Origin of the sequence: Actinacidiphila epipremni, assembly GCF_012034175.1 — a bacterium.
Lineage (GTDB): Bacteria > Actinomycetota > Actinomycetes > Streptomycetales > Streptomycetaceae > Actinacidiphila > Actinacidiphila epipremni.
Genome location: NZ_JAATEJ010000004.1, coordinates 1 through 22,572, shown reverse-complemented (window position 1 = coordinate 22,572; position 22,572 = coordinate 1). Strand labels below are relative to the sequence as shown.

At 74.0% G+C, this 22,572-nt stretch carries 22 protein-coding genes; 12 read left to right on the top strand and 10 right to left on the bottom strand.

Annotation, left to right across the window (positions count from 1 at the left end):
- The first annotated feature begins 1,444 nt into the window (after positions 1 to 1,444).
- The gene (locus HCN08_RS07340) at positions 1,445 to 2,005 is read left to right on the top strand and encodes a hypothetical protein (RefSeq protein ID WP_167982101.1); all 561 of its coding nucleotides are present in this window, start codon (positions 1,445 to 1,447) and stop codon (positions 2,003 to 2,005) included.
- A gap of 115 nt (positions 2,006 to 2,120) precedes the next feature.
- Here the strand turns inward: HCN08_RS07340 and HCN08_RS07335 are convergent, their stop codons facing one another.
- The 3 genes from HCN08_RS07335 to HCN08_RS07325 form a co-directional block, all read right to left on the bottom strand.
- Positions 2,121 to 3,680 (bottom strand): putative ABC transporter permease subunit, encoded by a 1,560-nt coding sequence (locus tag HCN08_RS07335; RefSeq protein WP_167982100.1) that lies wholly within the window; start codon positions 3,678 to 3,680, stop codon positions 2,121 to 2,123.
- Complete coding sequence (locus HCN08_RS07330) at positions 3,665 to 4,465, bottom strand: ABC transporter ATP-binding protein (RefSeq protein WP_167982099.1); 801 nt, start codon at positions 4,463 to 4,465, stop codon at positions 3,665 to 3,667. Before HCN08_RS07330 ends, HCN08_RS07335 begins: the two co-directional genes overlap by 16 nt.
- A gap of 190 nt (positions 4,466 to 4,655) precedes the next feature.
- A complete protein-coding gene (locus HCN08_RS07325) occupies positions 4,656 to 5,495 on the bottom strand; it encodes an SDR family oxidoreductase (RefSeq protein WP_167982098.1) in 840 nt (279 codons plus the stop codon).
- A 178-nt stretch (positions 5,496 to 5,673) separates the two neighbouring features.
- Between HCN08_RS07325 and HCN08_RS36865 the strand changes: the two genes are divergently transcribed.
- From HCN08_RS36865 to HCN08_RS07310, 4 genes are all read left to right on the top strand, one after another.
- Entirely contained in the window at positions 5,674 to 6,165 is a 492-nt protein-coding gene (locus HCN08_RS36865) for an alcohol dehydrogenase catalytic domain-containing protein (RefSeq protein ID WP_407648700.1), read from the top strand.
- Positions 6,084 to 6,635 (top strand): MDR/zinc-dependent alcohol dehydrogenase-like family protein, encoded by a 552-nt coding sequence (locus HCN08_RS36860; protein ID WP_407648699.1) that lies wholly within the window; start codon positions 6,084 to 6,086, stop codon positions 6,633 to 6,635. Before HCN08_RS36865 ends, HCN08_RS36860 begins: the two co-directional genes overlap by 82 nt.
- Positions 6,636 to 6,933: 298 nt before the next feature.
- Positions 6,934 to 7,554 (top strand): superoxide dismutase, encoded by a 621-nt coding sequence (locus HCN08_RS07315; protein WP_167982097.1) that lies wholly within the window; start codon positions 6,934 to 6,936, stop codon positions 7,552 to 7,554.
- Between the two features lie 103 nt (positions 7,555 to 7,657).
- Entirely contained in the window at positions 7,658 to 8,098 is a 441-nt protein-coding gene (locus HCN08_RS07310) for a VOC family protein (RefSeq protein WP_206318505.1), read from the top strand.
- A gap of 26 nt (positions 8,099 to 8,124) precedes the next feature.
- Here HCN08_RS07310 and HCN08_RS07305 read toward each other — a convergent pair whose 3' ends face one another.
- On the bottom strand, positions 8,125 to 8,817 hold the full coding sequence (locus HCN08_RS07305; protein WP_167982096.1) for a M24 family metallopeptidase: 693 nt from the start codon (positions 8,815 to 8,817) through the stop codon (positions 8,125 to 8,127).
- A 222-nt stretch (positions 8,818 to 9,039) separates the two neighbouring features.
- Between HCN08_RS07305 and HCN08_RS07300 the strand changes: the two genes are divergently transcribed.
- Complete coding sequence (locus HCN08_RS07300) at positions 9,040 to 9,651, top strand: molybdopterin-dependent oxidoreductase (protein ID WP_167982095.1); 612 nt, start codon at positions 9,040 to 9,042, stop codon at positions 9,649 to 9,651.
- Between the two features lie 6 nt (positions 9,652 to 9,657).
- Here the strand turns inward: HCN08_RS07300 and HCN08_RS07295 are convergent, their stop codons facing one another.
- The 4 genes from HCN08_RS07295 to HCN08_RS07280 all read right to left on the bottom strand — a co-directional run bounded on the left by HCN08_RS07295 (position 9,658) and on the right by HCN08_RS07280 (position 12,828).
- Positions 9,658 to 10,830, bottom strand: coding sequence for an MFS transporter (locus HCN08_RS07295; RefSeq protein WP_167982094.1), 1,173 nt, complete (start codon positions 10,828 to 10,830; stop codon positions 9,658 to 9,660).
- Complete coding sequence (locus tag HCN08_RS07290; protein ID WP_167982093.1) at positions 10,827 to 11,018, bottom strand: hypothetical protein; 192 nt, start codon at positions 11,016 to 11,018, stop codon at positions 10,827 to 10,829. Before HCN08_RS07290 ends, HCN08_RS07295 begins: the two co-directional genes overlap by 4 nt.
- A gap of 113 nt (positions 11,019 to 11,131) precedes the next feature.
- Positions 11,132 to 12,496, bottom strand: a complete 1,365-nt coding sequence (locus tag HCN08_RS07285) for an RNA polymerase sigma factor (protein ID WP_167982092.1) — start codon at positions 12,494 to 12,496, stop codon at positions 11,132 to 11,134.
- Complete coding sequence (locus HCN08_RS07280; RefSeq protein ID WP_167982091.1) at positions 12,493 to 12,828, bottom strand: YciI family protein; 336 nt, start codon at positions 12,826 to 12,828, stop codon at positions 12,493 to 12,495. The genes HCN08_RS07285 and HCN08_RS07280 overlap by 4 nt, the downstream gene beginning before the upstream one ends.
- Positions 12,829 to 13,117: 289 nt before the next feature.
- Between HCN08_RS07280 and HCN08_RS07275 the strand changes: the two genes are divergently transcribed.
- From HCN08_RS07275 to HCN08_RS07255, 5 genes are all read left to right on the top strand, one after another.
- Positions 13,118 to 13,693, top strand: a complete 576-nt coding sequence (locus HCN08_RS07275; RefSeq protein WP_167982090.1) for a dihydrofolate reductase family protein — start codon at positions 13,118 to 13,120, stop codon at positions 13,691 to 13,693.
- Positions 13,693 to 14,154 (top strand): nitroreductase/quinone reductase family protein, encoded by a 462-nt coding sequence (locus HCN08_RS07270; RefSeq protein ID WP_167982089.1) that lies wholly within the window; start codon positions 13,693 to 13,695, stop codon positions 14,152 to 14,154. The genes HCN08_RS07275 and HCN08_RS07270 overlap by 1 nt, the downstream gene beginning before the upstream one ends.
- A 254-nt stretch (positions 14,155 to 14,408) precedes the next feature.
- Complete coding sequence (locus HCN08_RS07265; protein ID WP_167982088.1) at positions 14,409 to 16,229, top strand: NB-ARC domain-containing protein; 1,821 nt, start codon at positions 14,409 to 14,411, stop codon at positions 16,227 to 16,229.
- A gap of 225 nt (positions 16,230 to 16,454) precedes the next feature.
- A complete protein-coding gene (locus HCN08_RS07260) occupies positions 16,455 to 18,050 on the top strand; it encodes a CHAP domain-containing protein (RefSeq protein WP_167982087.1) in 1,596 nt (531 codons plus the stop codon).
- A 122-nt stretch (positions 18,051 to 18,172) separates the two neighbouring features.
- Entirely contained in the window at positions 18,173 to 19,864 is a 1,692-nt protein-coding gene (locus HCN08_RS07255) for a glycoside hydrolase domain-containing protein (protein ID WP_167982086.1), read from the top strand.
- Positions 19,865 to 19,911: 47 nt separating this feature from the next.
- On the opposite strand, the gene HCN08_RS07250 is transcribed toward HCN08_RS07255, so the two are convergent.
- A complete protein-coding gene (locus tag HCN08_RS07250) occupies positions 19,912 to 20,454 on the bottom strand; it encodes a hypothetical protein (protein WP_167982085.1) in 543 nt (180 codons plus the stop codon).
- 299 nt (positions 20,455 to 20,753) lie between these two features.
- Here HCN08_RS07250 and HCN08_RS07245 point away from each other — a divergent pair, with 299 nt between their 5' ends.
- Entirely contained in the window at positions 20,754 to 21,848 is a 1,095-nt protein-coding gene (locus HCN08_RS07245) for a DUF5954 family protein (protein WP_240969872.1), read from the top strand.
- 25 nt (positions 21,849 to 21,873) lie between these two features.
- On the opposite strand, the gene HCN08_RS07240 is transcribed toward HCN08_RS07245, so the two are convergent.
- Entirely contained in the window at positions 21,874 to 22,323 is a 450-nt protein-coding gene (locus HCN08_RS07240) for a hypothetical protein (RefSeq protein ID WP_167982084.1), read from the bottom strand.
- Between the last annotated feature and the right edge of the window lie 249 nt (positions 22,324 to 22,572).

Genomic DNA, 22,572 nt, shown 5'->3' with positions numbered 1-22,572 from the left:
TTCACCTCTTGGACGAGCCGGGCGCGGGGGACGTAACGCCGGGAGGTGCGGGTGCGGGTGGGGCGCGTTCGGTTCGGTGGGTGGGGTGGGCGGGGGCGCTCCGGGGGGCACCTCCTCGGACTGCGCACATTGCCCTCCGGGCGAATCCAGCACCCGGCCGTCGTGCGCAGTCCTGCGGGGGCACCCCCCAGATCACCCCCTCCCGCCCGTCCACCGGCGACTCTCCGCCGGTGGGGGCGGGGGTGGGTGAGGTACGCCGTCCCTCCCGCCGGCCGCGGGCGGCCTTCGGCCGGTGAGGGTGGAGCACGCGGCCCCTTCCGCCGACCGCCGGCGACTCTCCGCCGGTGGGGGCGGGGGTGGGTGGAGTACGCCGCCCCTCCCGCCGACCGCGGGCGGCCTTCGGCCGGTGAGGGTGGGTTGCGCAGCCCCTCCCGCCGACCACCGGTGGCTTTCGCCGGTGGGGGTGGGTTCACGGCCCCTTTCGCCGTCCGTTGACGGCTTTCCGCCGGTGGAGGCGGGGGTAGGTGAGGTACGCAGCCCCTTCCGCCGACCACCGGTGGCTTTCGGCCGGTGGGGGTGGGTTTGCGGCCCCTTTCGCCGTCCGTTGGCGGCTTTCCGCCGGTGGGGGCGGGGGTGGGTGAGGTACGCCGTCCCTCCCGCCGGCCGCGGGCGGCCTTCGGCCGGTGGGGGTGGGTTCGCGGCGCCTTTCGCCGTCCGTTGGCGGCTTTCCGCCCGTGGGGGCGGGGGTGGATGGGGTACGCGGCCCTGCCGCCGATCGCTGGTGGCTTCCGCCAGTGGGGGTGGGTGAGCGGCCCCTTTCACCGTCCGCTCGCGGCTTTCCGCCGGTGGGGGTACGCGGTCCCTTTTGGGCTGCGCTGGCGGGTCTCCGGCCATGGGGGTGGGTACGCCGTCCCTTCCGGCCTCTGCCGGTGGCCTCCGGTGGTTGGGGGTGGGTTCGCGCTGGCCTTCTGGTGCCGAGGGTTGGCTCGTCTGCACGGACAGAGAGCCCCCGGCGGCGCGCAAGCCCCACAAGGAGACCCGCACCCGCCCACTCACTCGCACGGGTGGCTGGGGGTGGGGACACCCCGCGCCGCAGGCGCGGGCACCACCCACGGGCGGAGAGCCCCCGATGGCGGGGGAGGGCCACGGGAAGGCAGAAAGCCGACGTACCACTCGCACGGGTGGCTGGGGGTGGGATCACCCCGCACCGCACGGCGCGGGGGTGCAGCCTCAGGCGTGGCCGGTTCGGGGCGGGGGCCATGAGGTTCGTGGGGCTCATGTGGGGGGTGAGGTGCGGGGGGTTACCCCGCGTCGTATTCGTGACCAGAGCTATGGGTCGCTTCAAGACGATACGACCCGTTCCCGCCCGCCCAAGCGGAAGCCCTCGCTACGTTTGGCGCGGCCGTCCGGCCGCCGCGTGCACGTCAAGGGAAAAGGTGTCCTCATGAACGGAAAGAAGCGGCTCAGCGTCCTCGCCGCCGCGTTGTTGGGCCTCGTGTGGGGTGATCTCGCCCTCGTGGCCGGGCCGGCGCATGCGCTCGGGGGGGCGATCAGCTGCACCGGGTGGAGCTACACCACGTACAGCCCGGGGCTGACGAACACCGTGCGGGCCACGGAGGTGACCGTGGCCGGGCGGTACAACATCGTGGACGCGCACAGTCCGACGGGGAGTTGCCTCGCGCTCGGGTCGTCGGCGAGTGCCGGGCGGCGGGATGTCACCGCGCTGCTGGACGTCAGCTGCAACGCCGTGCTGACGGAGACCGGCACCGAGACGATCGAGTGGAACGACGGGCGGTCCACGTCGTTCGCCTTCACCGCCACGGCCGCGCACATCGGCTCGAACACCGTGCTGACGGAGACGGGTACGGTCGTGGCCGGCGAGTTCCTCGGGCAGCACGTGGTGGAGACGTTCACCGCCGCCAACCTGGCGTTCCTCGACTGCGCCACCCCGGGCGGCGTCACGAGCCTGGACTACGCGACCGTCCTGACGATCCTGCCGCTCTGACCGCGCGGGACGTACGAGCCGGCGTCGCCGCGGGTGGCGCGAACCCCGCGGCGGCGCCCAGCGAGTCGGCGGGCCGGCGGGCCGGCGGCCGAAACGGCGGCCACCGCCGCAGAGTTCAGCTCGCCGGTCGGCGGACCAGTGCGAAGAGCTCCGGGCCGCGGGCGGTCAGGCGCCGTGTGGCGGTACGGTTGCCGAGCCGGCACAGGAGGGCGCCCCAGGCCAGGGCGACCGGGACCGCCGTCCACTCCAGCCAGGTCGTGCCGGTGAGGGCGCCCGGCAGGAGCAGGGCCAGCGGGGGCAGGCAGCACAGCACCGGTACGGCGACGAGCATCAGGTGTGCCTTGACCTGGCGGCCCGGCGTGGGGCCGCCGTCCGCGGAGAGCGGCTGCATGCTCAGCACGGAGACCAGGACGGTCAGGCCGGTACCGCCGAGGGCGACCGCGGCCTCGCCCGAAAGGGCCCACGGCCAGGCCCAGTTCTGCCCGCCGGCCGCGGTGAGCAGCACCGTGAGCAGCAGGCCGGGCGGTCCGGCGACCAGGAACCACGCCCACTGGCGGCCGGTCACGTCGGCGCGTTCGGCGTGCGGGGTGGTGAGGGTGAGCCACAGGGCGGAGCCGTCGTCGCCGTAGAGGTTGGTGAAGCAGGCGGCGGCGATGACGGTGAACAGCAGCCCGCCGAAGGGCAGTCCGCTGGTGCTGCCGCTCAACGCCACGATGACGGAGGTCAGTACGCCGACGAGGAGGGCGATCATCAGCTGGACGCTGCGCAGTACGGACCGGGAGTACATCCGCAGCTCCTTGCCGATGACCGCGCCGAGCGGTGTGCTCGGCAGCAGCCGCCGGGCGCCCACGGCCACGTACGCCTTCTGCCGGGAGGTCCGGCGCGAGGAGCCGCGGCCCGACAGGGTCAGCCGGCGGGCCAGCAGCGGGGGCCAGACGAGCACCAGCGCGGCGATCAGCGCGACGAGGCCGGCGAGCGGCAGCAGCGCGGTGGCGGTGTGCCCGTCGGCCGCGGACTGGACGGCGTCGGCGCCCCAGCCGGACGGCAGCCCGCGGACGACGCCGGCCAGCACCGGCGACGAGCCGTCCGTCAACTTCCGGGCCAGGAACGGCACTACGGCGGAGGCCAGCGACAGCAGCGTGATGACGAGCGCGACCAGTACCGAGCTGAAGTCCCGGCCCCGGCGGGAGGAGATCGTCGGGCCGAGCACGCCGACCGCGACCGTCGAGGCCACGACCGCCAGCACCAGGTTCAGCAGCACCGCGACGACCCCGACGAGCGCGGCCTGCGCGCCGGACCGGGCGCCGTACGCGATCATGCCGGCGAAGGCGAGGAAGCTGAAGACGAGCGAGACGTTGGCGAAGTTGGCGCCCAGCATCGCGTGCGCGAGCTTGCGCGGCGGGATGGGCAGCAGCTTGAAGTAGTCCAGCCGCAGCGTCGCGTCGTCGCCGGTCATGACGGGCCCCGCGACCCAGCCCAGCAGCCAGCCGAAGGACAGCGTCGCCAACACGTCGGCGCCGGCGCCCGGTTGGGCGTAGTGCGCGAGCCCGGCGGCGAAGGTGCTGCCGGCCAGCGCCAGGACGACGACCAGCAGCGCGAGGGTGCCCCATATGCGCTTGCCCTGCGCGTTCTTGCGCAGGATCAGCGCGCGCATGCCGATCAGGACGCCAACCACGACAGCCCCTCCGCCCCGCCCGCGCGGGCTCCGACGATGTGCACGAACGCCTCGTCGAGGGTGGGGTGTTCACCGCGTACGTCGTCCAGCGCGCCCGCCGCCTCGACCCGCCCCCTGGCGATCACGGCGACGTGGTCGCACAACTGCTCGACCAGCGCCATGACATGGCTGGAGAAAACCACCGATCCCCCGCCGCGCACGAAGCGTTGCAGGATGGTGCGGATGGTGGCCGCCGAGACCGGGTCGATCGCCTCGAACGGCTCGTCCAGGACGAGGAGTCGGGGCCCGTGCAGCAGCGCGGTGGCGAGGGTGATCTTCTTGCGCATGCCGGTGGAGTAGTCGACGATCGCGGTGCTCTCGGCGGCGTCCAGCTCCAGCACCGCCAGCAGTTCGGCGGCGCGCTGCTCGACGACCTCGCGCGCCATGCCGCGCAGCAGCCCGAGATAGGTGAGCACTTCGCGGCCGGTGAGCCGGTCGGGCAGCGCCATGCCGTCGGGCAGCACGCCGACGAGTTCCTTCGCGGCGACCGGGTCGGCCCACACGTCGTGCCCGAAGATGCGGACGGCGCCGGCGTCGGGCCGCAGCAGTCCGGTGGCCATCGACAGCGACGTGGTCTTGCCGGCGCCGTTCGGGCCGACGAGGCCGAAGAAGGAGCCGGGCGGGACGACCAGGTCGACGTGGTCGACGGCGGTCTGCCCGCCGAACCGCTTGACCAGGCCGCTGAACTCCAGCGCGGGTACGGCGGGCAGAGCGGGAACACCGGAGACACCGGGAACGCGGGACATCGGCGGACCTCCCCCAGAGGTGCGGACGGCACGGTACGTGCGACCCGGTTAAGTGATATCACAATAACCTGGGAAGCGCGCCGCGCCGTCGCCCGCCGGCAACCGCCAAGAGCCGCCGCCCCGCCGGCAACCGCCAAGAGCCGTCCCCCGCCGGCAACCGCCGGCCGAGGCCCGCCCGCCCGCGCGAGAGCTAAAGAATCGGCTTGCCCCCCGTCACCGCGACCCGCGCCCCCGAGACGTACGACGCCTCGTCCGAGGCGAGCATCACGTACACCGGCGCGACCTCCGCCGGCTGCCCCGGCCGCCCGAGCGGTACGTTGCCGCCGAACTCCGCCACATGCTCGCCCGGCATCGTGGACGGGATGAGCGGCGTCCAGATCGGCCCGGGCGCCACGCTGTTGGCGCGGATGCCGCGGTCGGCCAGCAGTTGCGCGAGGCTCGCGATCATATTGGCGATCGCCGCCTTCGTCGCCGCGTACGGCATCAGCGCGGGCGAGGGCTGGTCGGAGTTGACCGAGGACGTGCCGATGATCGACGAGCCGGGGCCCATGTGCGGGACGGCCGCCTTCACCAGGTGGAACAGCGCGCTGAGGTTGAGCGCCAGCGTGTGGTCCCACTCCTCGTCCGGGATCTCCTCGACCGAGGTCCGGGTCATCTGGTATGCGGCGTTGCTGACCAGCACGTCGATCCTGCCGAAGGTCTCCACGGCCTGCGCGACCACCGCCATGCACTGCGCCGGCTCGGCCAGGTCGCCGGGCATGAGCACCGCCTTGCGGCCCGCCTCCTCCACCCAGCGGGCGGTGTCGCGGGCGTCCTCGTGCTCGTCGAGGTAGGAGATCAGCACATCGGCGCCCTCGCGCGCGTACGCGATCGCGACGGCCTTGCCGATGCCGCTGTCACCGCCGGTGACGATCGCCACCTTGCCGTCGAGCCGCCCGGACCCGCGGTAGCTGTGCTCGCCGTGGTCGGGGCGCGGCTCCATCTCCGCCTCGGTGCCGGGGGGCCGCTGCTCCTGTGCGGGTTGGTTCATGGTCGTCCGCCGCCTCTCCTCGTGGCCGTCGTACGGACGCCTGACCGGCCCCGCCGCCGCGAAACGCCCCTCCCGCCACGCAATGCCCGTAAGCCCCGTTTCGCCCCACCCGCCGCCGGGCACCCGCAGGGACGGATTCCGTACAACGGGCTCCGTACCCGAACCAGGAAAGGCCGGGATGACGATGAAGGCGGTTGTCTACCGAGGTCCGTTCGACGTGGCGACGCTGGACGTCGACGATCCGCGGATCGAGAAGCCGACCGACGCGGTCATACGCGTCACGACCGCGAACATCTGCGGCTCCGACCTGCACCCGTACGAGGGCCGGGCGCCGCTCGACGAGGGCATGGTGCTCGGGCACGAGAACATGGGCGTCGTCGCGGCCGTCGGCGACGGCGTGGACCGTATCGCGGTCGGCGACCGGGTCTCCGTGCCGTTCAACATCGCGTGCGGCACGTGCCGCAACTGCAACGCCGGCTGGACGAACGCGTGCCTGCGCGCGAACCCCTCCGGCAAGCCGACCGCCGGTTACGGCTACCCGCAGATGGGGCCTTACTGGGGCGGCCAGGCGGAGTACCTGCGGGTGCCGTGGGCCGACTTCAACCTGCCGTCGTCGACAAGGAGCCGGACCGGCTCGCGCTCGCCGAGGAGTACGACGCCACGCCGGTGAACTTCGCCGCCGGCGACCCGGCCGAGGCGATCCTGGACGCGACGGACGGCTTCGGCGTGGACTGCGGCGTCGAGGCGGTCGGCTACCAGGCGCACGACCCCGCGGGTCAGGAGCACCCGGAGATGGTCCTCGACAAGCTCGTGGAGGTCGTACGGTCCACCGGCCGCATCGGCGTCGTCGGCGTGTACAACCCGCAGGACCCGGGCGCGGCGACGGAGCGGGCGAAGGAGGGCCGGATCGCCTTCGACTACGGCACCGTCTTCGACAAGAACATCTCCCTCGGGCACGGCCAGTGCCCGGTCAAGCGCTACAACCACCAGCTGCGCGACCTGATCGTCCGGGGCCGGGCCAGGCCCGGGCGGATCGTCTCGCACGAGCTGCCGCTGGAGGCCGCGCCCGAGGCGTACGAGCACTTCGACAAGCGCCTGGACGGCTGGACGAAGGTGCTGCTGCATCCGGCAGCCGCGTAACGGCGTCGGCCTGCCCGAGCCCGGGGCGGACACCCGCGCCGCGCTCCGGGCGCCGGCGCCGCGCGGGCGGCTGGTCGTCCTCGGCACCTCGGCCGGCGGCAGGGACGGAGCCGGCCGCCGGCCGGTTGCCGGGTGAAAGACGATCAGCGAGGAAGGCTCTCGCGAGGTTCCGAAGCTGTCGGGCCGGCTCCGCCACCACCATGCTGATGCACAAGGGTCGCTGTTGCAACTTCTTCGCAATAGCGGTCTAGTGTGGTGCCGGACCCGTTCCGACCGCCGCCGAAAGGAGCCGTGCCTGATGGGCACCTACGCGCTTCCCGACCTGCCGTACGACTACTCCGCGCTCGCCCCCGCCATCACCGGCGAGATCCTGGAGCTCCACCACGCCAAGCACCACGCCGCCTACGTCAAGGGCGCCAACGACACGCTGGAGCAGATCGCGGAGGCGCGCGAGAAGGACGCGATCACGCCGACCGGGCTGGTCGGCCTGGAGAAGACCTTCGCGTTCAACCTCTCCGGCCACGTCCTGCACTCGATCTTCTGGCAGAACCTGTCCCCCGACGGCGGCGACCGCCCCGACGGCCCCCTCGCGACCGCCATCGACGAGCACCTCGGCGGCTTCGAGGCGTTCCGCAAGCAGCTCACCGTCGCCACGTCCTCCGTCCAGGGCTCCGGCTGGGGCGTGCTGGCCTGGGAGCCGCTGGGCCGCCGGCTGGTCGTCGAGCAGGTCTACGACCACCACGGCAACGTCGGCCAGGGCACGACCCCGCTGCTGGTCTTCGACGCGTGGGAGCACGCGTACTACCTCCAGTACAAGAACGTCCGCCCCGACTACGTCACCAAGCTCTGGGACCTGGTGAACTGGACCGACGTCAGCGCCCGGCACGCGGCGGCGACCGCCGCGCCCGCACCGGCCTGATCCCGGCCCCCCGCGGGGCCGGGATGTCGAGAACGGCGTGCCGGCTCCGTCCCAGGGGTGGAGACGGCCGCCGGGGCCGTACCCCGTACGGAGGAGGACAGCCATGGCGATCCAGCGGATGGACCACGTCAGCGTCGTCGTCGAGGACCTGGACGCGGCCGTCGCGTTCTTCGTCGCGCTCGGCATGGAGGTGGAGGGCCGCACGCCCGTCGAGGGGCCCTGGGTGGACGGGGTGTGCGGCCTCGACGGCGTACGGGTGGACATCGTGATGGTGCGCACCCCGGACGGCCACGGCAAGCTCGAACTGACCAGGTTCCACTCCCCCGCGGCCGTCGGCGCCGACCGGGCCGGCGCCCCGCCCCACACGCTGGGCCTGCGCAGCGTCATGTTCGCCGTCGACGACCTCGACGACGCCCTGGCCCGGGTACGCCCGCACGGCGGCGAGCTGGTCGGCCGCGTCGAGCGGTACGGGGACGTCTACCGGCTGTGCTACGTGCGCGGGCCCGAGGGCGTCATCGTGGCGCTGGCGGAGGAGCTGGGCTGAGAGCGGGCGCCGGGCGCGGCCATCGCTCAGAGGTCGAGGAGCTCCTCGAAGAAGCCGCCGAAGCCGCGGTCGAGGTCGACGAGGTGGATCTCCAGGATCCAGTGGACCTGGAGGCCCTTGCTGTCGGTGCGGCGCAGCGGGGTGTCGTTGCCGGGGGTGATGTGGGAGGCGATCTCGGCGCCGGCGATCTCCTCGTGCGGGAAGGCGCCCACGGGGTGGCCGGCGTGCCAGCCGCCGAGCTGCCAGCCGCGGTCGGCGGCCAGCCGGGCGACCTCGGCGTGCAGGGCGGAGCCGGTGATGTCCGGGTCGGCCTCGAAGGCGGCCCGGCCGGCCGCGAAGACGTCGGGCAGGTCGTCGCGCAGCCGCTGCTTCACGGGATCGTCGCCGAGGACGAAGGTGCGGCCGAAGTCGGCCTCCCACTCCTCGAAGATCGGCCCGAAGTCGGCGAAGACGATGTCGTCCTCGCCGATGACCCGGTCCGGCGGGTTCTCCCGGTAGGGCCGCAGCGTGTTCACCCCGGACCGCACGATGCGCTTGTGCCAGTGCCGGGTCGGCCCGAACATCTCGTTGGCGAGGTCGCGCACCCGGTCGCTGACCACCCGCTCGCTCTCCCCCGCGGCGACCAGGCCGCGGGCCCCGATCTCGGCGAACAGCTCCGCCGCCTTGGCCTGCGCGTCCAGCAGGCGCGCGGCGCGCGTGGCCTCGTCGTCGTACGGCATAGGTCTCCCCCAAGTGCCCCAGGAACGAGCGCGCCGTCCCGCCCGGCGCGTGCTTCCCCCGATCGTGGCACGACCGGCCCGCCTCGCGCGCCCGCCTTTCCCCGCTCGGCTCGCCCTTCGGCGCCGGCGGCCCGGCCGCGGTGCGCGCCGCGCCGCAGATGCGTGGCGTACGGCCCGAAACGTGCCGCATGTGATACTCGTCAACACGCGTTGACCTCGCACATGCGGTACGCAGGGAAGGACGACCACCTCGTGGGAAGCGACATGCTGCCGCCCGGCCAGCGCAAGGCCCACGGCTGGCCCGTCTCGCACTACGGTCCCGTCCCGCGCTTCCGCCCCGAGCGGTGGAACCTGAAGGTCTTCGGCGCGACCGCGAGCGGCACCGAACACGTATGGTCTTTCGAGGAGTTCGCCGCCCTCCCCCGTACGACCGTGGTCGCCGACCTGCACTGCGCGTCGGGCACGTCCACGACCGGGCACGAGTGGTTCGGCCTCCCCGCCACCGCCCTGCTGGAGCTCGCGCCACCGGCGCCGCAGGCCACCCACGTCATGGCCTGGGCCGAATACGGCTACAACGCCAACCTCCGCCTCGCCGACTTCGCCTCCCCCCGCACCCTGCTCGCCACCCACCACGGCGGCCAGCACCTCACCGCGGAACACGGCTTCCCTGTACGGCTGGTGGTCCCGCACCTGTACAGCTGGAAGGGCCCCAAGTGGCTGCGGGCCATCGAGTACATGACGGCGGACCGCCGCGGCTTCTGGGAGGAACGCGGCCACCACAACATCGCCGACCCCTGGAAGGAGCAGCGCTACTCCTACCAGGAGGAGGACTGAGGGCGGCTAGGGTTCCGGCTCGGCGGCCGGACCGGGCCCGGGCCCGGTCGCGGCGCGGGACAGCAGCGCCAGGGCGGCGACGGCCGCGGGCAGGAGCAGGCCGGCCGGCCAGCCCCAGGCGTCGATGACCAGGCCCGCGGCCGGGGTGCCGAAAGCGCCGCCGAGCACCATCGCGCCGGATTGCCGGCTCAGCGCCTCGGCCGCCCGCCCCGCGGGCACCGCCGCCGTGACGTCCGCGCTGATCGCGGCGTACGCGGGCGCGACGAACAGCCCGTTGAGGCCCAGCAGCAGCGCGTAGGCCCCGCTGCCGCGGGCCGCCGCGGTCGCGGCGAGCGTCACGGCGAGTCCGGCCGTCAGCACCGCGCTCGACGGACGTACGCGCACCGCCCCGTACACGACACCGCCCACGACGGAGCCGACCGCCCACAGCGAGATGGTCAGGCCGGTCAGCTCGGTGCGGTGCCAGCCCTTCATCGCCGCGATGGTCGACAGCTCCCCGCCGCTGTCGACGACGGCGCAGGCGAAGGCCATGGCGAGCGCCGGGACGAGCAGGACCGCCGCGCCCCGCCCGCGGGCCGGCGCGGCGCCGGACCGCGGCGGCGCTCCGAGCGCGGGGTCGAGCCGGCACAGCAGCAGGCCCCCGAGCGGGTGGCCGACCAGGCACACCGCGAGCGCGGCACGGTCGCCGACCGCGGTGGCCAGCGCGATCCCGCAGGCCGGCCCGAGCAGGAAGGCCAGGTCCGCGCCGATCGCGTCGAGGGCCATCACCGTGCCCCGCAGCTCCCCGTCCACCGCCGCGTCCAGCGCGGCACGGACCACCGCGAGCGCCGGCAGCGCGAGCACCCCGGTCACGGCGGTGAGGCCGAGCAGCGGCCAGTAGCCGACCCACGGGGTGACGAGGCCGGCCAGGGCCAGCACCGGCAGGGACGGCCCGATCCCCCGGCGCACCCCGGCGCGCTGCAGCAGCCGGCCGCGCCAGGGGCTGCCCAGCGCGGTCGCGATCCCGAGCACGGCGGCCACCACGCCGGAGGGGCCGTAGCCGCGGTGCAGGTCGTCGACGACATGCAGGACCACCACCACGCCCGCCGCGCCCCACGGCACCCGTACGGCCATCCCGGCCAGCAGCACCGGCACGACGCCGGGCACCCTCAGCACCCGGCCGTAGGCACCCGCGCTCATGAGGCACGCGGCCCGGGCAGCCGTACGAGGACGGCCGCCGTCGCCGGGAGGGCGATACGGCCGGCGGGGCGGGCGGCGGTGTCGGGGCGGGCGGTGCCGTACGGCAGGTGGAGCCGGGTGGTGCGGCGGGGGTGGCGGCGGCCGGGCAGTATTCGCAGGGCGGCGGTGGACGGGTCGGCGGCGTACATGGTGGACTCCCCAGGATCGGGCAGGTCGGTAGGTTGCTCGCCCTACCGACGAACGGGCCGGCGCGAATCGACAGCCTCGGGCGGCCCGGAACGCCCTGCGCGGACCGCCCCGGTCAGCCGCCGGCCCCGGGCTCCGCCTCCCCCTCCTCCGCGCCCTCCGCCTCCCCCTCCCCCGCGCCCTCCGCCTCCGCCAGCCGCCGGGCGAGGAAGCGGCGCTCGCTGTCGGTGGCCGCCAGGGCCAGCGCCTCGCGGTAGGCGTCCGCGGCCTCGGCGGGCCGGTCCAGCCGGCGCAGCAGGTCGGCGCGGGCGGCCGGCAGCAGATAGTAGCGGGCCAGCGCCCCGGACTCCCGCAGCGCGTCGAGCAGTTCCAGGCCCGCCGCGGGCCCCTCCGCCATGGCGACGGCGACCGCCCGGTTCAGCTCGATCACCGGCGAGGGCGCCAGCTCCACGAGATGGCCGTACAGCGCGACGATCTGCTCCCAGTCGGTCTCGCCGGCCGACGCGGCGGTGGCGTGGCAGGCGACGATCGCCGCCTGGATCTGGTACGGGCCGGGGCGCCCGCGCTCCATCGCCGCCCGCAGCAGCCCGACGCCCTCGGCGATCCGGTCGGCGTCCCAGCGGGTGCGGTCCTGCTCGGTCAGCGTCACGAGGTCGCCTGCGGCGTCCAGCCGGGCGGCGTGCCGCGCCTCGTGCAGCAGCATGAGCGCCAGCAGGCCGGCGGCCTCGCAGTCGTCGGGCATGAGCCGGGTCAGCAGCCGGGCCAGCCGGATCGCCTCGGCGGTCAGCCCGCGGCGCACCAGATCGGCGCCGCTGCTCGCCGCGTACCCCTCGTTGAACAGCAGGTAGAGCACGCCGAGGACGCCGCTGGTCCGCCCCGGCAGCAGCGCCGCGTCCGGTACGCGGTACGGGATGCCGGCGTTGCGGATCTTGCGCTTGGCCCGCACCAGGCGCTGGGCCATCGTCGCCTCCGGGACGAGGAAGGCCCGGGCGATCTCCGGGGTGGTCAGCCCGGCCAGGGTGCGCAGCGTCAGGGCGACGCGGGCCTCCAGCGGCAGCGCGGGGTGACAGCAGGTGAAGATCAGCCGCAGCCGGTCGTCCGCGACGCCGCTGACGGCCGCCTCGTCCTCGGCGGGCTCCTCGGCCGCGCTGCCGGCGCCGCCGACGCCGCCGGCGGCGGTCCCGGCGGTCCCGGCCTGCTCCAGGCCCGCCAGGATGCCGGCCTCCCGGAGCTTGGCCGCGCCGACCGCCTCCCGGCGCAGCCGGTCGATGGCCCGGTGCCGCGCCGCGGTCGTCAGCCACGCCCCGGGCCGGTGCGGGACGCCGTCGCGGCGCCACTTCTCCAGCGCGAGCGCGAAGGCGTCCTGCGCGCACTCCTCGGCGAGGTCCCAGTCGCCGGTCAGCCCGATGAGGGTCGCGACGACCTGCCCCCACTCCTGCCGGAAGGCCCGGCCGACCGCCGCGCCGACCTCGTCGCTCACGGTTCCAGGACCGGCCTGATCTCGATCACCCCGTGCGCGGCGTACGGGTGCCGGGAGGCGATGTCGGCCGCCGTGTCGAGGTCCGCGCACTCGATCAGCGCGAAGCCGCCGATCTGCTCCTTGGTCTCCACGAACGGCCCGTCGCTGATCATCACCTCCCCGGCGCGCGTCCGCACGCTGGTGGCGTCCTCGCTGGGGCGCAGCCGCACGCCGCCGAGGAACACCGCGCCGCGGCTCTCGATGTACGCGGTCCACGTGGCGTGGCCCCGCGCGATGTCCTCGGCGCCCGACCGGCCCGACTCGTCGTCGCAGATCAACAGGGCGTATTTCACAGGTGCTCCTCCTGGCCCGGACGCACCCGCGGGTACGCCGGTCGCGTTCCCGCATCTCATACCACGGACGGGCACATCCCGGACGTACCGCCGTCGTCCGCGCGGCGGGCCGGGAAAGGGCCGGGGAAGGGCCGCGGAAGGACCGGGGAAGGGCCGCGGAAAGTTTTTTCCGCCCGGCGGTCGATCCGCGGGCCCGCGTTCGTCGGTGGGGTGAACCTCCCCTTCCGGACCGGCCGCCGCGCGCGGCGCGGAACCACCGGAAAGGGACCGACACCACCAGGAGACGACCATGCGCAAATTGATCGCCGCGTTCAAGATCTCGGTCGACGGCAGGACCGAGGGACCGGAAGGCTACGCGGACTGGGTGAGGTCGTGGGCCGACGACTACGGACTGACGCCGCAGGTGGACGCGTGCGTCCTCGGCGCGGGGATGTACCGCACCTACGAGCAGTACTGGACCGCGATCAGGAACGAGCCCGGCACGCCGCACTGGATCGACGACACCCCGCCCACCCCCGGCGAGATCGAGTGGGCGGAGGTCGCCGCGCGGCTCCCGCACTACGTGCTGTCGCGCACCCTGACGTCCGTGGCGTGGCCCAACACCCGTATCGTCCGCGGCCTCGACGAGATCGCGGACCTCAAGCGGCGGCCGGGCAAGGACATTTACCTGATGGGCGGCGCCCCCACGGCCGCCGGCGCCCTCGAAGCCGGCCTCGTCGACGAACTCCGGCTGATCGTGCACCCGTTGCTCGCCGGCGAGGGCCCGGCTCTCTTCGCCACGACGCAACTGCGGCACGGGCTCGAACTCCACGACGTGCGGCGGATGTCGGACGGCCGGCTGAGCCTGGTCTACGGAATCCGCTGATGGGCGAGCCCCGTTCGGCACGCGGGTCGGCCGCCGATGTCGATCGCGCGACGATCGAGGAGTTCCGCGCCAACGGGGGCCGCGTCGGCGGCCCCCTGGCCGGCAGCCCCCTCGGGCTCGTCCACCACGTCGGTGCCAGGTCGGGCGTCGCGCGCGTCACCCCGCTGGTCTGCTCCCCGTGGGGCGAGGGCAGATGGGTGGTCGTCGCGTCGAACGGCGGCGCGCCCGCGCACCCGGGCTGGTGCCACAACCTCCGCGCGCACCCCCGGACTTGGCTGGAGGTGGGCACCGGGACCCTCCCCGTACTCGCCGAGGAGTGGGACGACGCGACGCGTGAGGCGCTGTGGCCGGAGCTGGTCGCGCGGCACCCGGCCGTCGGGGGGTTCCAGGCCGGCACCGCACGGCGGATCCCGGTGTTCTGGCTGACCCGGCTCGACCGCTCCCACCAACCGCGGCGGTGACCGGACTTGACCGGAAAACTGGATCGCCGCCGGAGATCGCCGACAGAGTCCCTGCACGGAGCCGGACCTGGTCCCGGAGGTGATCCCGGAGGGGAGGCCGCGTCCGGGACCGCCCCGGCCGCCCGCGTCCACGAGCCCCCTTCGTGGACGCGTGGCAGGCCCGCGTCCCCGCATGCCGTCCCGGGCCGCGGGTCCGGCCCGCGCCGACGAGCCCCCCTGCTCGCGGCGCGGGCCACCCGGTCGTGGGGAGCGTGATGACGCAGAACGTTCAGGAACACGGCCCGGATCCGCGCCGTGCCGCGGACCTGGCCGAATTCATCGCGGCGCTCGACGAGTTGCGCCTGTGGGCCGGCGCACCGTCCTACCGGAGCCTGGCCAGGAAGGTCGGGCCGCTGCTCAGGTCCCGGCAGGCGGTGTCCCAGTCGACGATCGGGGACGTCTTCCAGCCGGGCCGCAAACGGCTCAACCTCGACCTGGTGGTGGCGATCGTCCGGGCGCTCGGCGCCGACGAGGCGACGGTGGCGCGCTGGCGTACAGCCTGCGTCGCGGCGCAGGCGGGCGCGAAGAACGGCGGCCCGACCGGGGTGTTCCGGCAACTCCCGCGAGTCCCGCCGCTGTTCACCGGCCGGGAGCGGGAACTCGGCGAGATCCTGGCGCTGGCCGCCGCCACCACGGGCCCGGCCTCACGGGCGTATCTGGGGGCGTTCGCCGCGGGGTGTACGGAGGGCGGCGCGGTGGCCGTCTGCGCGATCGAGGGCATGGGCGGCGCCGGCAAGACGTATCTGGCGCTCCAGGCCGCGCACCGCCTGGTACGGGCCGGGAAGTTCGCGGACGTCCAGCTCTACGTGGACCTGCGCGGCTTCGACCCGGAGCGCCCCCCGGCCGCGCCCGCCGACGTCCTCGACGGGCTCCTGCGCACCCTGGGCGTACCCGTCCCGCACATACCGGACGGGCTCGGCGAGCGCGCGGCGATGTTCCGCGACCGCCTGCACGGCAAGGACGCACTGATCCTGCTCGACAACGCCGCGCACGAGGACCAGGTGCGCGACCTGATCCCCTCCTCGCCCTCGTGCCTGGTGCTGATCACCAGCCGGCGCAGCCTCGCCGGCCTGGACGGGGCCGCCCTGCTCGCACTCGACACCTTCGCGGTGGACGACGCGGTCGACCTGCTCGCCGCGGTCGCCGGACCGGCCAGGGTCGCGGCCGAGCCGGCCGCAGCCGCCCGGGTGGCCGCGCTGTGCGGCGGGCTGCCGCTCGCGGTCGCCCTGGCCGGCGCCCGGCTGCGCACCCGGCCCGCGTGGCGCCTCACCGACCTGGCCGAGCATCTGCGCAGCGGCGGCCTGGACGCCGTCTCGGCCGGCGGCCGTGCCCTGCGCCCGGTCCTCGACCTGTCCTACGCCGGCCTGCCGGAGCCCGCCCGTACGATGTTCCGCGCCCTGGGCCTGCACACCGGCGACGACTTCGCCCCGCAGACCGCCGCCGCGCTCGCCGGTACCGACCCGGCCACCGCGCACCACCTGCTGGAACGGCTCCAGGACGAACACCTGGTGCGGCAGCGGTCCTTCGGCCGCTACAGCCTGCACGGCCTGCTGCGCGCCCACGCGCGCGAACTCGCCCACGCGCAGCCGCGGGAGGCGGAGGCCGCCGTCGGCCGGCTGCTCGCGTTCTGCCTGCACAGCGCGCACCGCGCCCGCGCGCTCGTCGACCCGTGCGCCCGCCCGCTCGACCTCGAACCGCCGGGCGGCGACTGCCACCCGATGGAGTTCGCCGACCGCGACCAGGCCCTGCGGTGGTGGGAGCAGGAGACCCCCGGGCTGCTCGCCGCGGCCCGGCTCGCGGCGGACCGGGGCCGGCACACCGCCGCCTGGCAGCTGCTCGTCGTCATCAGCGACCATCTGCTCCTCCAGGGCCGAGCCGACGCGCGGCTCGACGCCCTGACCGCCGCCCTGGACAGCGCGCGGGCGGCGGGCGACGCCGCGGGCGAGACCGCGGTGCTCGACCGGCTGGGCGTCACGCACGCCGGTTCGGCGGCGGTCCACCGGGTCGCCCTGGCCGCCGGTCCTGCGGCGGGGTGAGCCGCGCTCCCGGGGGCGCCTGTGCCCTTGGCGCAAGGGTTCCCGGCTGCCCGGAGGCCGGGGTTGCCGGCTGCCCGGAGGCCGGGGGTCCTGCGCGCTCGACGCCGGGGTTCCTGCGCCCTCGGGGCCGGGTGTCCGGACTTGCCCGGAATATTGGAGGCTGCCCGCCGGGCGCGGACAAGGTTGTCGCCGAACCAGTCCCTGCCCCGATGGGAGCGCCTTTCCATGTTCCTCAGGAATACCGTGGCCGCACGCCGCAAGAAGTTCCGTCCCGTCGCCGGCCTCGCCGCCGCGACCGTCGGCGGCGCCGCCCTGCTGGGCACCCTGCCCGGCTCCGCAGCAGCCGCCGCCGCCGGCACCGGCACCGCGGCGCAGATCGTCAGCATCGCCGAGGCCAACGTCGGAGCGCACAGCTGCGACTGGAACAGCGCGAACGGCAAAGGCTTCGACGGCAGTTGCTCCGGGGAGAACTGGTGCGGCGACTTCGTCGCCTGGGTGTGGCAGCAGGCCGGAGTGACCGTCCCCGCCACCGCTCCCGCGTGGGTCCCGTCGTGGGAGGACGCCCCCGGCTACCACACCCTCGGCTCCGGCTACACGCCGCTGCCCGGGGACGCCGTGGTCTACGGCGACAACACGTACCCGAACGGCGCCCACATCGCCGTCGTCACCGGCTACGCCGACGGCCTGCTCTCCGACGTCGGCGGCAACGAGGGCGGCGACGACGGGGACGCGCCCAGCGTGAAGGTGGACGAGGGCAACGGCGCGGCCTTCAACCCGCACACCACCCTCTTCGCCGGCACCCCGCACGCCATGTGGGTGCTCGGCTACGTGAGTTCCGGCGCCGCCCAGGGCACTCCCGCGCCGGTCAACTCCTTCCGCGTGACGTCGTCGATCGCCGCGATGCGGGACGGCAGCTCCCAGGTGCTGGCCATGTCCACCGACGGGACGCTGTGGCACAACACCCTCTCCCCGAGCGGCACATGGTCCGGCTGGACCACCGTCGCGGGCGGCAACGGCACGCCGTTCGTGGCGGAGTACGCCGCCATCGCCGGCATCCCGGACGGGTCGGGTTCCGCGCAGATCCTGGCGGTGGGGACGGACGGCACCGTCTACCACAACATCCGCTATGCCAACGGCACATGGCAGGGCTTCCGCCCGCTGACCGGCGGCAACGGCACGGCGTGGAAGACGTCCACGGCCCCGTCGATCACCGGCCTCCCGGACGGCTCCGCGCAGATCCTGGTCACGTCCACGGACGGCACCCTCTACCACAACACCCGTACGAGCAGCGGCTGGACAGGCTGGACCACCATCGCCGGCGGCAACGGCACCCCGTTCGTCACCAAGGGCGCCACGATCGCCGGCATACCGGACGGGTCGGGCTCCTCACAGGTGCTGGCGGTGGGGACGGACGGCACCGTCTACCACAACATCCGCCACGCCAACGGCACATGGCAGGGCTTCCAACCCCTCACCGGCGGCAACGGCACGGCATGGAAGACCAGCACCACCCCCTCCATCGCGGGCCTTCCCAACGGCTCGTCCCAGGTCGTGGTCACCGCGACGGACGGCACGCTCTACCACAACACCCGTACGAGCAGCGGCTGGACGGGCTGGACGACGATCGCCGGCGGCAACGGCACCCCCTTCGTCGCCCAGACCGACTCCCTCACGGCGCTCCCCGACGGCTCGGGCACGTCCGAGATCCTCGCCGTCGGCACGAACAACGTCCTCTACCGCAACACCCGCCTGAGCAGCGGCGCATGGCAGGGCTTCCAGCCCCTGACCGGCGGCAACGGCCTGCCCTGGCTCACCGCGTAGCCCTTCCCCGCAGCACAGCCGGGGTGTGCCCGCGGTCGCGCGGCCCGGCCCACCCCGGCCCAACCCCATGTCGCCCCGGCCGACTTGGCGGCACCCACCTGCCCACCCATCGGAGCTCATCCATGTCTTCCCTGCCCTCCCGCAGCACTCCCCCACCCACCGGCGTCGACCGCCGGCGTTTCCTCACCGCGAGCGCCGTCGCCGTCGCGGGCGCCCTGACGCTGGGCCTGACCGACACCGGCCCCGCCCGCGCGGACACCAACGCCTGGGCCAAGGGGCTGGACTCCAACGCGAACCCGAACCCGGCGGAGGTCGCCCGCGCCGGCTACACGTTCATCTCCTACTACCTCGCGGGCCCCGGCATCATGACGGCGGCCAAGGTCGCCGCGTGCGTGGCCAACGGCGTCGCGGTCATCGCCAACTGGGAGTGGTACGCCGACCCCACCCCCCGGGGCTACGCCGGCGGCGCCACCGACGCCCAACAGGCCTTGGCCACCGCGCAGTCGAGCGGCATCCCGGCCGACCGGCCGATCTACTTCAGCATCGACTTCGACGTGCAGCCGTCCCAGTACGCCGCCGTGGACGCCTACCTGGACGGCATCGCCTCGGTCCTCCCGCGCAACCGCATCGGCGTCTACTCCAGCACCTGGTGCATCGACCACCTGGCCGCGAACGGCAAGGCCACCTGGTTCTGGCAGTCGATGTCGTCGGGCTTCTCCGGCGGCCAGAACGGCACCCTGAACGCGCACACCCACATCTGGCAGCGCGGCTACTACACGACCCCGAGCGGCGTGAGCTGCGACTGGGACTACGCCATCACCGCCGACTACGGCCAATGGGGTGTCCGTCCCGCGCCGGCCGACCCCTTCCGGGTGACCTCGTCGATCGCCGCCCTGAAGGACGGCAGCACCCAGGTGCTGGCGATGTCCCAGGACGACACCCTGTGGCACAACACCCTCTCCGCGAGCGGCACATGGTCCGGCTGGACCACCGTCGCGGGCGGCAACGGCACGCCGTTCGTGGCGAAGTACGCCGCCGTCGCCGCGGTACCGGACGGGTCCGGCTCCTCACAGATCCTCGCGGTCGGCACGGACAGCGTCGTCTACCACAACATCCGCTACGCCAACGGCACATGGCAGGGCTTCCGCCCGCTGACCGGCGGCAACGGCACGCCATGGAAGACCTCGACAGCCCCGTCGATCACCGGCCTCCCGGACGGCTCCTCGCAGATCCTCGTCACCGCGACGGACGGCACGCTCTACCACAACACCCGCACCCTCACCGCGTGGACGGGCTGGACCACGATCCCCGGCGGCAACGGCACCCCGTTCGTCACCAAGGGCGCGACCGTCGCCGGCATACCGGACGGCTCCGGCTCCTCACAGGTGCTGGCGGTCGGCACGGACGGCACCGTCTACCACAACATCCGCCACGCCAACGGCACATGGCAGGGCTTCCAACCCCTCACCGGCGGCAACGGCACGGCATGGAAGACCAGCACCACCCCCTCCATCACCGGGCTGCCGAACGGCTCCTCACAAGTCCTGGTCACCGCCACGGACGGCACCCTCTACCACAACACCCGCACCCCCACCGCCTGGACGGGCTGGAGCACGATCCCCGGCGGCAACGGCACCCCCTTCGTCGCCCACACCGACTCCGTCAGCGCCCCGGCCGACAGCTCCGGCACGTCGCAGATCCTCGCGTCGGGCACGAACGACGTCCTCTACCGGAACGTCCGGGCCGCCAACGGCACTTGGCAGGGCTTCCAGCCCCTCCTCGGCGGCAACGGCGCCCCCTGGCTCACCGCGTAGGCGCGGCGGCCGGGGACGGGCCGACGGCCGCCCCCGGCCGGCGGTTTCTACTCCCTCAGCGGGAGGTAGTACCAATCCTCGTACGGGTTCTCCCCGTTGGCGTTGCAGCCGTTCTCCGGATAGCCGTACGTGTCCCCGTACCCGCCGTCCAGGCACACCCGGTACTGGAAGTTGAAGTAATTCAGCGAGCCGCCGGCGCTGCGCGTGCTGGCCCATTCCTGGGCGGCCGATCCGTTGCAGGCCCGCGGGGACACCTCCTTGCCGAACCCGCCCGGGCCGGTCTTGTCCAGGACCGTGAGGCACTGGTTCCAGGCCGTGCTGCGGATCCGGACGTTCGCGTAGGCGTGGTTCGGCGCGTCCGGGTAGACGGACTCGAAGTTCCAGAGTTCCTGGTTCCCGTAGAGCGAGCAGGCCCCGATGAAGCTGCCGTTCTCGTCCACGACGCAATAACCGCCGTCTTCGCTGAACTCCACATTCGCCAACTGCTGGTTCTCCACCATGATGGCGGCGTTGGCCGTTCCGGTCACCGCCGTCAGCGCGGTGACGGTCATGGCGGCGACAACGAGCGCGGAGGTGGCAAATGCCCTCACGATGCGACTCCTCTCGAATTGCTCACGGCGGAAGCCGCGTAACCCACCGGGCACGTCGCACGACTGCCGAAACGGCGAACCCCATTTCCACCGCACCACCGGCCGTTCACGAAATGTCACCGGTCGTCCCACGACTTCCTTTGTGCGCACAACTGTGTCCGCGGCCCCGACCGGTGGCCAGTTTCCCGGTCAAGTCCGGCCGCTCCCCCGGCACGGCAGGACCCGGCGCGTACACGCGATCAGGTGTTCCGTGCGGGAACCGCCACCGGCGGCGGACCGGGAGCGGCAGGATGGGCGGCATGGCTGACGGCAATGCAGGACCGGACGCGATGTGGCCGGTGGTGGTGCGGTATCCGGACGGGCCGGTCGAGGCGGTCGAGGAGGCCGACGCGCTCGACGCGGCCCGCCAGGTGCAGACGTTGATGGTGCGGGGCCCGCTGTTCGGGGTCGTCGCGCAGGACCCGGGCGAGGCGCGGCGCTGGCGGGTGGTCGCGGCGGTGACGTGCGCGACGCCGCAGGACGCCCGGGACCGGCTGAACTCGATGCTGTGGTTCCGGGCGAAGGACGAAGCGCAGAGCCGGGACGAGCGGCGTGCGCTGCTGGCGGCGGTCGCCCGGCTGGAGAGCGAGCGCGTCGACGAGTTGACGGTGCTGGGCGTCCGCTACCGGATGGTGCGGGCCGACGAGTACGCCGGGGCCGGCCCGGACGGCATAGAGCTGCCCCGCCCCACCGACCCCGAGCCCGCCGTCGCCAACTGGGACCGGTCCTCCCGGGAGCCCGAGGTGGACGCCGGGCTGGTCCTGGACGCCGAGGCGCCGATCACCCCCACCCAGGCCGCCGAACGCCTCGCCATGCGCAGCCTCGCCTACAGCGGCACCCGCTACCCGCCCGACGTGCTGCGCGACTCCGCCCAGGCGGTGGACAGCCACCCCGAGGTCCTGCTGCTGCCGACCACCTTCCGGGTCCTCAAGCACACCGGCGACCGCTGGACCATCACCGGCAGCCTGCACAGCACCGCCCACGACGCCCGCCGCTCCCTGGAGTTCGGCCTGACCTGGTTCGAGCCCCGGCACCAGGGCTACATCGACTTCGAGGCCGACAAGGACACCGACGCCCGCACCCTGGTCGCCGCCGGCACCCACCCCGCCGCCCAGGAACTGGCCGCCTTCGTCCACGCCGCCGACCGCCTCCGCCACGAACGCGCCAACGAGGTCGAGGTCAACGGCGAGGTCCGCCGCATCTGCCGCATGCGCCGCCTCGTCCGCTGGGGCCCCGACGGCCCCGAACCCCCACGCCCCTCCGACACCGACATGCACCCACCCGAGCAGATCCACCCCACCCTCGACGAGGACGGCGTCATCCACTATGAATCCGACCCGGACGACGAGGATTAGCCCCGGGGCCGGTCGAGCGGGCGTTTCAGGTGTGGAGTACGGCGCGGGCCGCCATGATGAAGGTCTGCTTCGCCCGCTCGACCTCGTCCGCCCGGGCGTGCCGCCGGAGCAGGTCGACGCATGCGCTCGCGGCGGTGGACACGTCGTCCGGGCCCTCCAGGACCACCTCGGCCAGGGCCTGTTGGAGGGCGGCCCGGGCGTCGGAGCCGCCCTGGCCGCGTTCGACGGCGGCTGCCGTCTCGGCGGCGTCGAGGAAGCGTACGTACGCCTGGCGGCGGGTCTCCGCCGCGTGCTCGGCCGCCTGACCGGCCTGGGTCAGGCGCACCGTTTCCAGCATCGCCTCTGCCTGGCGGTCGCCGGCGCGCAGCGCGGCCCGCGCCTGCTCACCGGCCGCGATCCTGCCGTACCAGCCCGTCACGACACTTCCCGCCACGGCCGAGCCCGCCGCGATCAGGGCAATCCCCACCTCGCTCATGGCGGCGATTCTCCCCGAGCCGTCGGAGCCGCGTGGCCGAATCACCCGTTCGCACGACGCCCGGCAGCACGCAGAACGGGGTCCGGCACGGCTCGCGTACCATCGGGGCATGTCCTCCCCGCAGCCGGAAAACGCGCCCCTGATCAGGGGATTCGCCGGCGCGGCCGAGCCTGCCGGCACTAGGATTGACAGTTACGGGCGACGGGCGACGGGCGACGGGCGACGGGCGACGGGCGACGGGCGACGGGC

Bases quoted from the DNA above. Each gene is read 5' to 3' on its own strand.
- HCN08_RS07340 (WP_167982101.1), top strand. From the start codon at position 1,445: ATGAACGGAAAGAAGCGGCTCAGCGTCCTCGCCGCCGCGTTGTTGGGC.
- HCN08_RS07330 (WP_167982099.1), bottom strand. From the start codon at position 4,465: ATGTCCCGCGTTCCCGGTGTCTCCGGTGTTCCCGCTCTGCCCGCCGTA.
- HCN08_RS07325 (WP_167982098.1), bottom strand. From the start codon at position 5,495: ATGAACCAACCCGCACAGGAGCAGCGGCCCCCCGGCACCGAGGCGGAG.
- HCN08_RS36865 (WP_407648700.1), top strand. From the start codon at position 5,674: ATGACGATGAAGGCGGTTGTCTACCGAGGTCCGTTCGACGTGGCGACG.
- HCN08_RS07315 (WP_167982097.1), top strand. From the start codon at position 6,934: ATGGGCACCTACGCGCTTCCCGACCTGCCGTACGACTACTCCGCGCTC.
- HCN08_RS07310 (WP_206318505.1), top strand. From the start codon at position 7,658: ATGGCGATCCAGCGGATGGACCACGTCAGCGTCGTCGTCGAGGACCTG.
- HCN08_RS07305 (WP_167982096.1), bottom strand. From the start codon at position 8,817: ATGCCGTACGACGACGAGGCCACGCGCGCCGCGCGCCTGCTGGACGCG.
- HCN08_RS07300 (WP_167982095.1), top strand. From the start codon at position 9,040: ATGCGGTACGCAGGGAAGGACGACCACCTCGTGGGAAGCGACATGCTG.
- HCN08_RS07295 (WP_167982094.1), bottom strand. From the start codon at position 10,830: ATGAGCGCGGGTGCCTACGGCCGGGTGCTGAGGGTGCCCGGCGTCGTG.
- HCN08_RS07290 (WP_167982093.1), bottom strand. From the start codon at position 11,018: ATGTACGCCGCCGACCCGTCCACCGCCGCCCTGCGAATACTGCCCGGC.
- HCN08_RS07275 (WP_167982090.1), top strand. From the start codon at position 13,118: ATGCGCAAATTGATCGCCGCGTTCAAGATCTCGGTCGACGGCAGGACC.
- HCN08_RS07270 (WP_167982089.1), top strand. From the start codon at position 13,693: ATGGGCGAGCCCCGTTCGGCACGCGGGTCGGCCGCCGATGTCGATCGC.
- HCN08_RS07265 (WP_167982088.1), top strand. From the start codon at position 14,409: ATGACGCAGAACGTTCAGGAACACGGCCCGGATCCGCGCCGTGCCGCG.
- HCN08_RS07260 (WP_167982087.1), top strand. From the start codon at position 16,455: ATGTTCCTCAGGAATACCGTGGCCGCACGCCGCAAGAAGTTCCGTCCC.
- HCN08_RS07255 (WP_167982086.1), top strand. From the start codon at position 18,173: ATGTCTTCCCTGCCCTCCCGCAGCACTCCCCCACCCACCGGCGTCGAC.
- HCN08_RS07245 (WP_240969872.1), top strand. From the start codon at position 20,754: ATGGCTGACGGCAATGCAGGACCGGACGCGATGTGGCCGGTGGTGGTG.
- HCN08_RS07240 (WP_167982084.1), bottom strand. From the start codon at position 22,323: ATGAGCGAGGTGGGGATTGCCCTGATCGCGGCGGGCTCGGCCGTGGCG.